This is a genomic window from Agaricicola taiwanensis, from assembly GCF_014635245.1.
GTDB classification, from domain to species: domain Bacteria; phylum Pseudomonadota; class Alphaproteobacteria; order Rhizobiales; family Methylopilaceae; genus Agaricicola; species Agaricicola taiwanensis.
Genome location: NZ_BMCP01000002.1, coordinates 777207 through 789922, shown reverse-complemented (window position 1 = coordinate 789922; position 12716 = coordinate 777207). Strand labels below are relative to the sequence as shown.

12 protein-coding genes are annotated in these 12716 nt (G+C 64.4%); 7 read left to right on the top strand and 5 right to left on the bottom strand.

Annotation, left to right across the window (positions count from 1 at the left end; genetic code table 11):
* From kdsA to tpiA, 5 genes are all read right to left on the bottom strand, one after another.
* A complete protein-coding gene (gene kdsA, locus IEV58_RS11080; protein WP_188409795.1) occupies nucleotides 1–834 on the bottom strand; it encodes a 3-deoxy-8-phosphooctulonate synthase in 834 nt (277 codons plus the stop codon).
* 67 nt (nucleotides 835–901) lie between these two features.
* A complete protein-coding gene (locus IEV58_RS11075) occupies nucleotides 902–1765 on the bottom strand; it encodes a VOC family protein (RefSeq protein ID WP_188410291.1) in 864 nt (287 codons plus the stop codon).
* Nucleotides 1766–1770: 5 nt separating this feature from the next.
* Nucleotides 1771–3399: a CTP synthase gene (pyrG, locus tag IEV58_RS11070; protein WP_188409794.1), complete on the bottom strand. Its 1629-nt coding sequence runs from the start codon at nucleotides 3397–3399 to the stop codon at nucleotides 1771–1773.
* A 95-nt stretch (nucleotides 3400–3494) separates the two neighbouring features.
* On the bottom strand, nucleotides 3495–3986 hold the full coding sequence (gene secG / locus IEV58_RS11065) for a preprotein translocase subunit SecG (RefSeq protein ID WP_188409793.1): 492 nt from the start codon (nucleotides 3984–3986) through the stop codon (nucleotides 3495–3497).
* 80 nt (nucleotides 3987–4066) lie between these two features.
* Nucleotides 4067–4825, bottom strand: coding sequence for a triose-phosphate isomerase (tpiA, locus tag IEV58_RS11060; RefSeq protein WP_188409792.1), 759 nt, complete (start codon nucleotides 4823–4825; stop codon nucleotides 4067–4069).
* Nucleotides 4826–4988: 163 nt separating this feature from the next.
* On the opposite strand from tpiA, the gene IEV58_RS11055 reads away from it, so the two are divergent.
* The 7 genes from IEV58_RS11055 (at nucleotide 4989) to IEV58_RS11025 (ending at nucleotide 12695) form a co-directional block, all read left to right on the top strand.
* Nucleotides 4989–6884, top strand: a complete 1896-nt coding sequence (locus tag IEV58_RS11055) for a peptidylprolyl isomerase (protein ID WP_188409791.1) — start codon at nucleotides 4989–4991, stop codon at nucleotides 6882–6884.
* Between the two features lie 12 nt (nucleotides 6885–6896).
* Nucleotides 6897–8417, top strand: coding sequence for an anthranilate synthase component I (trpE, locus tag IEV58_RS11050; RefSeq protein WP_188409790.1), 1521 nt, complete (start codon nucleotides 6897–6899; stop codon nucleotides 8415–8417).
* A gap of 72 nt (nucleotides 8418–8489) precedes the next feature.
* A complete protein-coding gene (locus IEV58_RS11045) occupies nucleotides 8490–9173 on the top strand; it encodes an anthranilate synthase component II (RefSeq protein ID WP_229729363.1) in 684 nt (227 codons plus the stop codon).
* On the top strand, nucleotides 9170–10186 hold the full coding sequence (gene trpD, locus IEV58_RS11040; RefSeq protein ID WP_371873620.1) for an anthranilate phosphoribosyltransferase: 1017 nt from the start codon (nucleotides 9170–9172) through the stop codon (nucleotides 10184–10186). Before IEV58_RS11045 ends, trpD begins: the two co-directional genes overlap by 4 nt.
* Nucleotides 10187–10190: 4 nt before the next feature.
* A complete protein-coding gene (trpC, locus tag IEV58_RS11035; protein WP_188409788.1) occupies nucleotides 10191–10991 on the top strand; it encodes an indole-3-glycerol phosphate synthase TrpC in 801 nt (266 codons plus the stop codon).
* Nucleotides 10992–10995: 4 nt separating this feature from the next.
* Complete coding sequence (moaC, locus tag IEV58_RS11030; RefSeq protein ID WP_229729362.1) at nucleotides 10996–11490, top strand: cyclic pyranopterin monophosphate synthase MoaC; 495 nt, start codon at nucleotides 10996–10998, stop codon at nucleotides 11488–11490.
* The gene (locus tag IEV58_RS11025) at nucleotides 11490–12695 is read left to right on the top strand and encodes a molybdopterin molybdotransferase MoeA (protein ID WP_188409786.1); all 1206 of its coding nucleotides are present in this window, start codon (nucleotides 11490–11492) and stop codon (nucleotides 12693–12695) included. Before moaC ends, IEV58_RS11025 begins: the two co-directional genes overlap by 1 nt.
* Nucleotides 12696–12716 lie beyond the last annotated feature (21 nt).

The following is a 12716-nucleotide window of genomic DNA, read 5'->3' as shown; positions in this document are numbered from 1 at the left end:
TCAGCTCCCGCCCTTGGCGAGCCTGTCGAAGGCCATCAACTGGCGAAGCAGCGCTTCCATTTCGTCCAGCGGCACCATGTTGGGGCCGTCGGATGGGGCATTGTCAGGATCGGGATGCGTTTCGATGAAGACGCCGGCGACCCCCACCGCCACAGCCGCACGCGAGAGCACCGGCACGAACTCCCGCTGTCCGCCGGAGGACGAGCCCTTGCCGCCGGGCTGCTGCACGGAATGGGTGGCGTCGAAGATCACCGGAGCGCCCGTCTCAGCCAGCACCGGCAAGGCCCGCATGTCGGACACCAGCGTGTTATAACCGAAGGATGCACCCCGCTCGGTGACCAGCACATCGGCATTGCCCGCGCCGATGACCTTGGCCACCACATTGGCCATGTCCCAGGGCGCGAGAAACTGCCCCTTCTTCACATTGACGGCCTTGCCGGTTTGCGCCGCCGCGATGAGAAGGTCTGTCTGCCGGCACAGGAAGGCCGGGATCTGCAGGACATCGACCGCCTCACCCACTGGCGCGCATTGATAGATCTCATGCACGTCAGTCAGCACCGGCAGGGCCAGACTCTCGCGGATCTCCGCAAAGATCGGCAGTGCCTCCTTAAGCCCGATCCCGCGTGCGGCATTGGCGCTGGTCCGGTTCGCCTTGTCGAAGGAGGATTTGTAGACAAGTCCGATGCCGAGCCTTCCGGCGATCTCCTTCAGCGCGGAAGCGGTTTCCAGCGCATGGTCGCGGCTCTCCATCTGGCAAGGGCCGGCGATCAGCGCGAGCGGCAGATGATTGCCAAAGGCAACGGAGCCGAGGGTGACGGTCTGGTTTGCTTTCATGGCGCTTTACCTACTGCGGGCACGGCGCGCTCACAAGGCATGACTGGAATGCAGCCATGGGGTGAGTTCAGGCCTGCTCAAAGACGATGACCGTCTCCGTCAGCTCCTCCGGTCCAAGGACAAGCCAGTCCCCTTTTCTCACCGATTGAACGCCACTGGCTTCAAAGCGCATGGCCGTCTCATCGAGATCGGCAACCCGCACCCTGAGCCCGCGCAGCCGGGGCGCATCGTCGACCATCACGCCGCAGCGGCGCGCGAAGGCGATCGGCGTCATCATCTCCACGCTGCCGCGTGGGGTTTTGAAGACGAGCCCCGTGGAGGTTGAGATGAAGTCCCGGATGCCGGTGAAGGCGGAAAGGAAAACGTGATGGTCGGTCGGATTTTCGGCGGTCAGCATTACCGAGGAGATCCCGACGGCGCCATTGGCATGGCTCTGGAAGGCCGGGTTCCAGAAGTCGTCCGGCCGGTGCTGCTGGCACACGAAGAAACTCCCATCCGGCATCGTAGGATCTTCGGCAAATGCCAGAGTGAAGGCCACATGCACGTCCGACCCGTCGGGGCGAAGGCCGCGGCGTTCGAAAAAGACGGGCTCGAAGTCACCGATCCCGCCTTTCACGAAGGCGGCGGCATCGGCTTTTGCATCACGGCTTTCAAGAGCCAGCATCGATGGCCCCTCGCCCGCGCGCGTCAGGAAATCCCGATTGAAGGCGGCGAACGAAAAATTGCGGCCGAAAGTCTCTGATATCACCGCAGGATCATTGATCGCCACGAGTTCAATAAAGAACCCCGGCATCTGGATGATTCGGTTCTTGGTGCCGAAGGGATGCTTGTTCTCCGCGCCGACCTGGAAGCCGATCCTGTCCCAGGTCTTCGCCGCGGCATCGAGATCGTGCGTGGCGACGACGAGATGATCGAGCCCTCGCGCGGTCATGGCCATCAAACCAGGCGTGACTGGACTACCGCCGCCTCGATGAAGGAGGCGAACAGCGGGTGCGGTTCGAATGGCCGTGACTTCAACTCCGGATGGAATTGAACACCGACGAACCAGGGATGTCCCTCGATCTCGACGATCTCAGGAAGGATGCCATCCGGGGAAAGGCCGCAGAAGCGCATGCCTTTTTCCTCCAGCCGCGACACATAGGCCGTGTTGACCTCATAGCGGTGGCGGTGCCGTTCGGAAATTTCAGTCGAGCCATAGATATCGGCGACTTTCGACCCTTCCAGCAGGCGCGCTTGATAGGCGCCCAGGCGCATGGTGCCGCCCAGATCCCCGCCTTCCTTGCGCTGCTCCAGCTCATTGCCGCGCAGCCATTCCGTCATGAGGCCGACAACCGGCTCGGTGGCCGGGCCGAACTCGGTGGAGTTGGCGCCCTCGATTCCGGCGAGGTTACGTGCCGCCTCCACCACGGCCATCTGCATGCCGAGACAGATGCCGAAGTAAGGAACATTACGCTCGCGGGCGAAAGTTGCCGCCTTGATCTTTCCTTCCACGCCGCGCGGGCCAAAGCCGCCCGGCACCAGGATGCCGTGGACATGTTCCAGGAAGGGTGTCGGATCCTCGTGTTCGAAGATTTCCGCTTCGATCCAGTCGAGGTTGACCTTGACCCGATTGGCGATGCCACCATGGGCCAGGCTCTCGATGAGCGACTTATAGGCATCCTTGAGGCCGGTGTATTTGCCGACCACGGCGATGGTGACTTCGCCTTCCGGATTCTTGATCCGGTCGATGATCTCGTTCCAGCCGGTCAGGTTCGGCTGTGGTGCGGTGTCGATGCCGAAGGCCGCCAGCACTTCCTGGTCGAGGCCTTCGTTGTGATAGGCGATCGGCACCTCATAGATGGTGCCGACGTCCCGGGCTTCAATCACGGCGCTTTCACGCACATTGCAGAAGAGTCCGAGCTTGCGGCGCTCATCCTTGGGGATCGGACGATCGGTCCGGCACAGCAGGATGTCGGGCTGGATGCCGATGGAACGCAACTCCTTGACCGAGTGCTGGGTCGGCTTGGTTTTAAGCTCGCCCGCGCTCGGGATGAACGGCAGCAACGTCAGGTGGATATAGATGCAATGGCCGCGCGGCTGGTCGTTGCCGATCTGGCGGATAGCCTCGAAGAACGGCAGCGCCTCGATGTCGCCCACGGTGCCGCCCACTTCCACGAGCACGAAGTCATAACCCTCGTTGCCGGTGAGAACGAACTCCTTGATGGCGTCGGTCACATGCGGGATCACCTGAACGGTGGCGCCGAGATAGTCGCCCCGCCGCTCCTTGGCGATGATTTCCTGATAGATCCGGCCGGTGGTGATGTTGTCCTGCTTTGACGTCGGCCGTCCGGTGAAGCGCTCATAGTGCCCGAGGTCGAGATCGGTTTCTGCCCCGTCATCGGTCACATAGACCTCGCCGTGCTGATAAGGGCTCATCGTGCCCGGATCGACGTTGAGGTAAGGATCCAGCTTGCGGAGCCGAACCTTGAAGCCGCGCGCCTGCAGGAGCGCGCCAAGGGCGGCAGAGGCCAGACCTTTGCCGAGAGAGGAGACCACGCCTCCGGTGATGAAAATATATCGGGCCATGGCTTCGACCTAGAATCGATTCGGCATGCGAACAAGCGGAGGCAGCGCCGCGAGGTCTGGATAACCCTGCGGCGCTGCTGTGGATAAGCTGGGCATTACTGCGAAACGGGTGCTTGCGGCGCAGCGGGTTGCTGCGGCGCCGGCTGTGTCTCAGCCGGGGGCTGTGGAGCGGTGGGCTGCTGACCTGCGTTCGGCGCGGCGGGAGCCGTTGGTGCACCGTCAGCCGGAGGCGCCGGCGGTTGCGGCTGCTCGGACGTCTCACCGTTGGAGCCTTGCGGACCACGCAGCAGCGGAAGCAGGCCCTGACCTTCGGTGCCGGCCGGCGCGGTCGCGCCGGGCTGGTCGAAGATGGACCTGCCGCCGCCGGTTTCGCCGCGAGCCAGAAGAGCAAGTCCCAGGCTGGTGCCGAAGAACAGGATGGCCAGAACCGTCGTCGCGCGGGTCAGCGCATTGGCCTGTCCGCGGCTCGACATGAAGCCGCCTCCCCCCCCGATGCCGAGCGCGCCGCCCTCCGAGCGCTGCAGGAGAACGACCGCGACAAGCGCGAGCACGACCATCAGGTGGATGACGATAATTACCGTATGCATGGTGTCCGGGGTTCCGTTTGAGCGTGTCTCTACACCACGCGCGCCGCGGTTTCTACCCGCCTTTCCGCCTTATGTGACGATCAGGCGTAGGCTTCGCAGATGGCGAGGAAATCCTTTGCTTTCAAGCTGGCGCCGCCCACAAGGGCGCCATTGACGTCGGCGATCGCCAGAATCTCGGAGGCATTGGCCGGTTTCACTGAGCCGCCGTAGAGCAGCCGGACGCCTTCCGCATTGGCGCCAAAGCGCTCGATGAGGAGCTTGCGCATGTGGCCGTGCATTTCAGCGATGTCCTCATTGGTCGGCGTGCGGCCGGTGCCGATGGCCCAAACGGGCTCATAGGCCACCACGAGGTTATCCGCCGTTGCGCCGCCGGGGATCGAATCCTGAAGCTGGCGCCCGACAACCTCCAGAGCTTTTCCCTCAAGCCGTTCAGCCTCGGTTTCGCCGACGCAGACGATCGGCACAACCCCGGCGCGCCACGCTGCTTTGGCTTTTTCCTGCACCAGCGCATCCGTTTCGCCGTGGTCCGAACGGCGTTCCGAATGACCGACGATGATGTAGGAGGCTCCAAGTTCGGCCAGCATTTCCGCCGAGATATCACCGGTATGGGCGCCCGATTCCTTTGGGTGACAGTCCTGCCCTCCCAGGGCGATGGCGCCGCCGACCGTCTCCGCCGCCAGCACGAGCAGCGTTGCCGGCGGGCAGATGGCAACTTCCGCATCGCCCGCGGCCTCCGATGCCGCACCGTCCGCGATCGCGCCGATTTCCTCCAGAGCGGAGCTGAGGCCGTTCATCTTCCAGTTTCCAGCGACAAGGGGACGGGGGGCTTTCTCGGTCATGGCGCTCTCGTGAGTTGATTATCTGCGCGCGACCTAGCAGAGATGGGACGAAAAGGCCAAGCCCATCCGGTTGCGGCGCTTGTCTCTCATCCCTATGATCCGCCGCCGTCGCCGGCCGGCGACCAGGCTTCAAGACAACCAAGACGACAGGATACCCCACTTCATGCTTCGGGCTCTTCGCTCCCGCTCCGCCGGCTGGGTCGCCAAAACGCTGCTTCTCCTGCTTATCGCCAGCTTCGCGGTCTGGGGTATCGGCGATGTCTTTCGCAGTGTCACTCAGGCCAATGTGGCCGAGGTGGGTGACCGCGAGATCAGCCAACAGGAATTCAGGCAGGGCTTCGACAACGCGCTTCGCCAGGCGGCGAGCCAGCTCGGCCGCCAGCCGACACCGGCCGAAGGCCGCATGCTGGGGCTCGACCGTCAGGTGCTGGGCGAAATGATGGCGGAGGCGGCGCTTGACCAGACTGCGCGGCAGATGAAGCTGAACGTCACCGATGAAACTGTGGTCGATAGCGTGCGCGACGACCCGAGCTTTGCCCCGGGCGGCACCTTCGACGTGGACCGCTTTCGCCGGGTGCTGGCCGCCAACGGCCTGAGTGAAGCCGCCTTTGTGGATCTGCAGCGCGATTTCCTGCGCCGTCGCCAGATCATCGAAGGGCTGGCATCCGATGTCAGGGCGCCCCGCCCCATGCTGGAGGCGGCGCATCATTACACCAATGAGAAGCGCAGCATTTCCTATCTGACCGTCGGCACAAGCGCGCTGGGCGAGGTCGCCCTGCCCGATGAGACGGCGCTTCGCGCCTTTTTTGAGGAACGTAAGGCCGCTTTCCGTGCACCGGAATATCGCAAGCTCACTCTGCTGCCGCTGTCGCCCGGAGCCCTTGCCAATCCCTCCACCGTTTCGGAAGAGGACCTGCGCAAGCGCTATGAGGAGCAGCAGTCGCGCTTTGCCCAGGCGGAGCGGCGAACCATCGATCAGCTGCGTTTTGGCTCCACGGAAGAAGCCGCAGCGGCCAAACAGTCGCTCGCGTCAGGCAAGAGCTTCGAAGATCTCGTTGCCGAACAGGGGCAGACGGTCGAAGCCATCTCGCTCGGGACACTTCGGCGCAACGAAGTGATCGATCCGGCGGTGGCCGAGGCGGCCTTCAGCCTTGCCGAGGGCGCGGTCAGCGGTCCCGTTGCGGGAAGCTTCGGCCCGGCATTGGTCAGGGTGCGCGCCATTGAGGGCGGCACGACCCGCCCGTTCGACGACGTGCGCCAGGAACTCGCGACCGAGATCGCCAATGAGCGTGCGCAGGCAGACGTCGGAAGCAAGCACGACGCGATCGAGGAAGATCGTCTCGGTGGCCTAACACTGTCGGAAATCGCCTCCAAACAGGGTCTGGAGGTGCAGACCGTGGAAGCGGTCGATGCCGAAGGGCGTGGAACGGACGGCAACACTGTTTCCCTGCCCCAGGCCGATGGCCTGCTGCAGCAGGCCTTTGAGGCCGAGGTGGGCTTGGAGAACGAGGCATTGCGCACGCCGGGCAACGGCTATCTCTGGTATGAAGTCGCCGACGTCACCCCCAGCCGCGATCGTACCTTCGAGGAGGCCCGCGCTCGTGTTGAAGAGGCATGGCGCAACGAGGAGACGGCGAAGCGTCTCGCGGCGAAGGCCTCCGACATCGTGAAGAAGCTGACGGACGGTGCGCCGCTGGCCGATGTTGCGGCCGAAGAAAAGCTGACCGTCGAGACCGCCGCCGGTCTGACCCGGGAACAAGGCGCGGGCGATCTCGGCCGCGTGGTGGCCACCCAGGTCTTTGCGACGCCGGTCAATGGTTTCGGTGAGGTCCAGGGCAACCAGGAGAACACGCGGATCGTGTTCCAGGTGACGGGCAGCGAGGTGCCGCCCTTCGATCCTGAGAGCGAAGCTGCCAAGCAGATGGCGGGACGTTTGTCGGTCATGATGGAAGGCGATCTTGCCACCACCTATGTGCTGCAGCGCCAGAATGAACTGGGCTCGTCCATCGACCAGACCGCGCTGAACGCCGCCCTTGGCGGTAGCGCCGAAGCTTACTGACGGAAGATAGACATGCGTTTCGATCCGCCTCTCGGTGTCTTTGCCGCTCGTTATGATGCCGGTGAGGCCCAGGTCGTCTGGACGACGCTCGTCGCTGACCTGGAAACGCCGGTCTCCGCCTTTCTCAAGGTCGCCAGCGGGAAGGCCAACACCTTCTTGCTGGAATCCGTGGAGGGAGGCAGCGCGCGCGGACGCTATTCCATGATCGGGCTGGCGCCCGACCTTATCTGGAAGTGCCGAGGCGAAACGGCCGCGATCAACCGCGACGCCTTGGAGTCGCCGGATGCGTTCGAGCCGGCCAATGAGCCGCCGCTCGATTCGCTGCGCCGCCTGATCGCGGAGTCCAGGATCGACGACATGCCAAAGGAGCTGCCGCCCATGGCAGCAGGCATCTTCGGCTATCTCGGCTATGACATGGTCCGGCTGATGGAGAAGCTGCCGGAGCCCAATCCCGACCGTGCCGATCTGGATGACGCCACGCTGATCCGCCCGACCATCCTTCTCATTTTTGATTCGGTGCGCGACGAAATCACTGTGGTGACGCCGGTCCGGCCGGACCCGTCACTGACCGCCCGCATGGCGCTTGATCGGGCCGTCAACCGGCTGACGGATATTCTCGACACCCTCGATCGTCCGGTGCCGAAAACCGACGCGGCACCCGCGACGGCCCTCCCCGTTGCCTCACCGGCGTCGAATACGACGCCGGACGAGTTCAAGGAGATGGTGGCCAAGGCCAAGGAATATATCGCGGCCGGCGATATCTTCCAGGTCGTCCTGTCCCAGCGGTTCGAGAGCGATTTCGATCTTCCGGCCTTCGCGCTCTACCGCGCCCTGCGCCGCGTCAATCCGGCGCCCTTCCTGGTTTATCTGGATTTCGGACATTTCCAGATCGTCTCCTCCAGCCCCGAAATCCTGGTGCGGTTGCGTGGGGGCAAGGTCACGATCCGGCCGCTTGCCGGCACGCGGCGGCGCGGCGCCACCGAGGCGGAGGACATCGCACTTGGCGCGGAACTCCTCGCGGACCAGAAAGAATTGGCCGAGCACCTCATGCTGCTCGACCTTGGCCGCAACGATGTCGGCCGGGTGGCCCGGGTCGGCACGGTGGAAGTAACGGACAAGTTTTTCCTGGAGCGCTTCAGCCACGTCATGCACATCGTCTCCAACGTCGAGGGACAACTTTCAGCCGACCACGACGCGCTTTCGGCTCTTGTCGCCGGCTTTCCGGCGGGAACCGTATCGGGAGCGCCAAAAGTGCGCGCCATGGAGATCATCGACGAGCTGGAGAAGGACAAGCGGGGCGTTTACGCCGGCTGCGTCGGCTACTTCTCCGCCAACGGCGATATGGACAACTGCATCGCGCTGCGCACCTCCGTTATCAAGGACGGCCGCATGTATGTGCAGGCTGGCGCTGGCATCGTCGCGGACTCAGTGCCGGAGAGCGAGCACGAGGAATGCGTGAACAAGGCGAAGGCCCTGTTCCGGGCCGCCGAAGAGGCCGTTCGTTTCGCCAGCAGTGCCGGACGGGGGCAGTAATGCGTGCCGCCCGGTCGAGATCTCAAGGGTTTGAGCCGCTGCGGCGGCCTGTGATAGAAGGGCATCAACGCCATGGGCAGCGATGGCGCGCGGGACGAGCCTGACCAGCTTTTCCCCACGACATCGGACAAGACCATGACCCGCGTTCTCCTGATCGACAACTACGACAGCTTCACATTCAACGTCTTCCATGCCATCGCGCGTCTCGGCGCGGATGTTGCCGTGCATCGCAACGACAAGATCACGGTTGAGGATGCGCTGGAGGCAAAGCCGGATGCCATCGTCATCTCTCCCGGCCCCTGCACGCCCAAGGAGGCTGGCATCTCCTGCGAATTGATCCGGCGCGCCGGACCCGACATCCCGATCTTTGGCATCTGCCTTGGCCTTCAGGCCATTGGCGATGTCTATGGCGGCGAAGTGGTCCGGGCCCCTACCCCCGTGCACGGCAAGCTTTCCCCGGTGAAGCATGAGGGGAAAAGCGTGTTCCGGGGGATCAATGGCCCGGTGAGTGCCACGCGCTACCACTCCCTGATCGTCGATCGCGACAGCCTGCCAAAGGATTTGGAGGTGACGGCCGAGACCGACGACAGTCTCATCATGGGGCTGGCGCATAAATCCCATCCCGTGCACGGCGTGCAGTTCCACCCCGAGAGCATCGCCTCCGAACAGGGCGACGTGATGTTCGCGAACTTCCTGGAGATCGCGCGGGAGTGGAAGGCGCATAAGGCCACTCTGCTCGGAAGGCTTGGCCTGTGATGGATAATTTCAAGCCTCACATCGCCAAGATCGCGACCGGCACGCCCCTTTCCTTCGAAGAGGCGCGGACAGCCTTCGACGTCATCATGTCGGGCGAGGCCACACCCGCGCAGATCGGCGGCTTCCTCATGGCGCTGCGTGTGCGCGGCGAGACGGTGGACGAGATAGCCGGCGCAGTTTCGGTCATGCGGGACAAGATGACCACCGTGTCCGCTCCCGCGGGCGCCGTGGATGTGGTTGGTACCGGCGGAGACGGTTCCGGCAGCTATAATGTCTCCACCTGCGCGGCCTTCATCGTCGCAGGCTGTGGCGTGCCGGTCGCCAAGCATGGCAACCGCGCCCTGTCGTCGAAATCAGGCGCAGCCGATGCGTTGGCCGCTCTCGGCATCAATCTCGATCTGACGCCCGAGCAGATCGGCGCCTGCATCGCAGAGGCCGGCATCGGCTTCATGTTCGCGCCGAACCATCACAGCGCCATGCGCCATGTCGGCCCCGCCCGCACGGAGCTTGGTGTCCGTACCATCTTCAACTTGCTCGGACCTCTCTCCAATCCCGCCGGCGTCCGGCGGCAGATGGTGGGTGTCTTCTCGCGCCAGTGGGTTGAGCCGGTGGCCGAGGTGCTGCGCACGCTCGGCAGCGAGGCGGCCTGGGTGGTGCATGGTTCTGACGGGCTTGACGAGATCACAACCACCGGCCCGACCACGGTAGCGCGTCTGGACGGCGGCGGTGTCACGGTTGAAGAGATCTCGCCGGAAGATGTAGGTCTTTCCCGAGCACGCGCGGAAGACCTCAAGGGCGGTGACGGCAAGCACAACGCAGACGCGCTGCGTGCTGTGCTTGAAGGCGCCCGCAACGCCTATCGTGACATCGCCGTCTTCAATGCCGCGGCCACCCTCGCCGTCGCCGGCAAAGCGCCCGACCTTGTCGAAGGCGTGAGACAGGCAGCAGAATCGATCGACACGGGAGCCGCGATGGCGCGTCTTGAGGCGCTGGTCGCGGTTTCGAACAGGTAGCGGCATGACGGATATTCTTACCCGCATCGAAGCCTACAAGCGCCGCGAGATCGCGGAAGCCAAGGAACGTGTGCCAGTATCGGCCCTTCAGGCGACGCCCGGTTTCACTCGGCCGGTCCGGTCCTTCGCCGGCGCCATCGCCGAGCGTGTCGATGCCGGTGGAACCGCCCTCATCGCCGAGATCAAGAAGGCGAGCCCCTCCAAGGGCCTTATCCGCGCCGACTTCAATCCTCCCGCGCTGGCCGAGGCCTATGCCGCGGGCGGCGCCACCTGCCTCTCGATCCTAACCGATGCTCCGTCCTTCCAGGGTGCGCCGGAATATCTGGCGCAGGCGCGGGAGGCCAGTGGATTGCCGTGCCTGCGCAAGGACTTCCTGTTCGATCCTTATCAAGTGCTTGAAGCGAAGGCCTGGGGCGCCGACTGTATCCTGATCATCATGGCCGCTGTCTCGGATCAGGAGGCGCAGGATCTCGCCAAGGCGGCGGCGGATACCGGCCTCGATGTCCTGGTCGAGGTTCACGACGAGCCGGAACTCCACCGGGCCCTCGAGCTCGATGTGCGCCTGGTCGGCATCAACAATCGCAATCTGCGCACCTTCGATGTCTCGCTGGAGGTGACGGAGACGCTGGCGCCGCTCGTGCCGGCGGACCGGATCATCGTCGGCGAAAGCGGGATCTTCACCGCCGCGGATGTGCAGCGTCTGTCCCAGGTCGGCGTCAACACGATCCTCGTCGGCGAAAGCCTGATGCGCCAGGTCGATGTCACGGCGGCCACCCGCACTCTTCTCGCCCCGGTCGAGGCTTAAAGCCATGACCGGTCCGCGCCTCTCCCATCTCGGCGCGACGGGCGAGGCCAATATGGTTGATGTCTCCGACAAGCCTGTGACGACCCGAACGGCGGTCGCCGAAGCCTTGGTGCGCATGGCGCCGGAGACGCTGGAACTGATCCTCAAGGGTGACGCCAAGAAGGGCGATGTCGTCGGCACCGCGCGTCTTGCAGGTATCATGGCCGCCAAGCGCACCAGCGACCTTATCCCTCTGTGTCATCCTTTGCCGCTTGCGCGGGCGGGCGTCGACATCACCCCCGACCACGACCTGCCGGGGCTGCGGATTGAGGCGACCGCAAAGGTGACGGGCATGACTGGCGTCGAGATGGAAGCTCTGACCGCCGTCACGGTCGCCGCCCTCACCATCTACGACATGGCAAAAGCCGTCGATCGCGGCATGCGGATCGAAGGCATCCGCCTTCTGGAAAAAACCGGCGGCCGCTCCGGCGACTTGAGCCTCGCGGATCGAGGCGCCTGATGCTATCGGTCGATGAGGCCCGGGAGCGCATCCTCACAAGCGTGGCGCCGCTGAGCGCCGAACGGGTTCCGCTTTCCCAGAGCCATGGCCGGATCCTCGCGGCACCATTGGAGGCCCTGCGCACGCAGCCGCCCTTCGACGTCTCCGCCATGGATGGTTATGCGCTGCGGGCCGCCGATGCGGAGCCTGGCCGACAGCTGACAATCATCGGAACGTCCCAGGCCGGCTGCGCCTTTGACGGCACGCTCGCCGCCGGCACGGCCGTGCGCATCTTCACAGGCGCACCGCTGCCTAATGGGGCCGACGCGGTGCTGATCCAGGAAAATGCCGAGCGCGATGGCGACTTCCTGACACCGCTGGCCGAGGTAAAGGCCCGCCAGAATATTCGGCACCGCGGCCTCGACTTTCAGGAAGGCGATATCGTCTTCGATGCCGGCCGGAGGCTGACCGCAAGGGATCTTGGGCTCGCGGCCGGTCTCGGTCATGCCAGCCTGCCTTTACGCCGCCGTCCGACTGTCGCCATCCTCGCGACCGGAGACGAACTGGTGCTGCCCGGGGAAATGCCGGGCAAGGATCAGATCATCGCCACGAGCAGCACCGCACTGGCGGTCATGGTCGAGGCAGAGGGCGGCATCGCCCATGATCTCGGCATCGCCCGTGACACAGTCGCGGATCTGAAGGCGGCCATTGCGCGCGTGCGGGACATGCGGCCGGATGTCTTCATCACGCTTGGAGGCGCATCCGTCGGCGATCACGACTTGATCCGCCAGGTGTTCGAACAGGAGGGCATGCGGCTCGATTTCTGGAAGATCGCCATGCGCCCGGGAAAGCCGATGATCTTCGGCTGGTTCGGCGAGACCCCCCTCCTCGGCCTGCCTGGCAATCCGGTGTCCGCGCAGATCTGCGCGCTTCTCTTCCTCAAGCCGATGCTTCGCAAACTCCAGGGCCGAACCGATCTGCTGCCATCTCTGGAAGTGGCGACGCTGGCGAGCGATCTTCCCGCAAACGGGCCTCGCGAGGACTACATGCGCGCAACCTTGTCCGAGGGGCCGGAGGGCATCGCCATCCGCCCATTTGATGTGCAGGATTCGTCCATGACGCGATCTCTCGCCCTGGCGGACGCCCTGTTGGTCCGGCCGGCCCACGAGGGTGAGATCCGCGCGGGCGCGCCGTGCCGCTTTCTGCGGCTAGGATTGTCCGACTAGAGGCCACACCTTCGCACCTCG

What these genes read in the sequence shown, in the direction of transcription:
- kdsA (WP_188409795.1), bottom strand. Translation starts at nt 834, where the DNA reads ATGAAAGCAAACCAGACCGTCACCCTCGGCTCCGTTGCCTTTGGCAAT.
- IEV58_RS11075 (WP_188410291.1), bottom strand. Translation starts at nt 1,765, where the DNA reads ATGACCGCGCGAGGGCTCGATCATCTCGTCGTCGCCACGCACGATCTC.
- pyrG (WP_188409794.1), bottom strand. Translation starts at nt 3,399, where the DNA reads ATGGCCCGATATATTTTCATCACCGGAGGCGTGGTCTCCTCTCTCGGC.
- secG (WP_188409793.1), bottom strand. Translation starts at nt 3,986, where the DNA reads ATGCATACGGTAATTATCGTCATCCACCTGATGGTCGTGCTCGCGCTT.
- tpiA (WP_188409792.1), bottom strand. Translation starts at nt 4,825, where the DNA reads ATGACCGAGAAAGCCCCCCGTCCCCTTGTCGCTGGAAACTGGAAGATG.
- IEV58_RS11055 (WP_188409791.1), top strand. Translation starts at nt 4,989, where the DNA reads ATGCTTCGGGCTCTTCGCTCCCGCTCCGCCGGCTGGGTCGCCAAAACG.
- trpE (WP_188409790.1), top strand. Translation starts at nt 6,897, where the DNA reads ATGCGTTTCGATCCGCCTCTCGGTGTCTTTGCCGCTCGTTATGATGCC.
- IEV58_RS11045 (WP_229729363.1), top strand. Translation starts at nt 8,490, where the DNA reads ATGGGCAGCGATGGCGCGCGGGACGAGCCTGACCAGCTTTTCCCCACG.
- trpC (WP_188409788.1), top strand. Translation starts at nt 10,191, where the DNA reads ATGACGGATATTCTTACCCGCATCGAAGCCTACAAGCGCCGCGAGATC.
- moaC (WP_229729362.1), top strand. Translation starts at nt 10,996, where the DNA reads ATGACCGGTCCGCGCCTCTCCCATCTCGGCGCGACGGGCGAGGCCAAT.
- IEV58_RS11025 (WP_188409786.1), top strand. Translation starts at nt 11,490, where the DNA reads ATGCTATCGGTCGATGAGGCCCGGGAGCGCATCCTCACAAGCGTGGCG.